The organism is Robertmurraya dakarensis, from assembly GCF_900156875.1.
GTDB classification, from domain to species: domain Bacteria; phylum Bacillota; class Bacilli; order Bacillales; family Cytobacillaceae; genus Robertmurraya; species Robertmurraya dakarensis.
Genome location: NZ_LT707409.1, coordinates 1,812,578 through 1,812,875 on the forward strand (window position 1 = coordinate 1,812,578; position 298 = coordinate 1,812,875).

The window sequence follows — 298 nt, forward strand, 5'->3', positions numbered from 1 at the left end:
GACCTTTTCTCTAGCTCTCTAGAATGATTTCGGCTTTCATTCTTCTCATGATGACCTTTTCTCTAGCTCTCTAGAATGATTTCGGCTTTCATTCTTCTCATGATGACCTTTTCTCTAGCTTTCTAGAATGATTTCGACTTTCATTCTTCTCATGAAGACCTTTTCTCTAGCTCTCTAGAATGATTTCGGCTTTCATTCTTCTCATGATGACCTTTTCTCTAGCTCTCTAGAATGATTTCGGCTTTCATTCTTCTCATGATGACCTTTTCTCTAGCTCTCTAGAATGATTTCGGCTTTC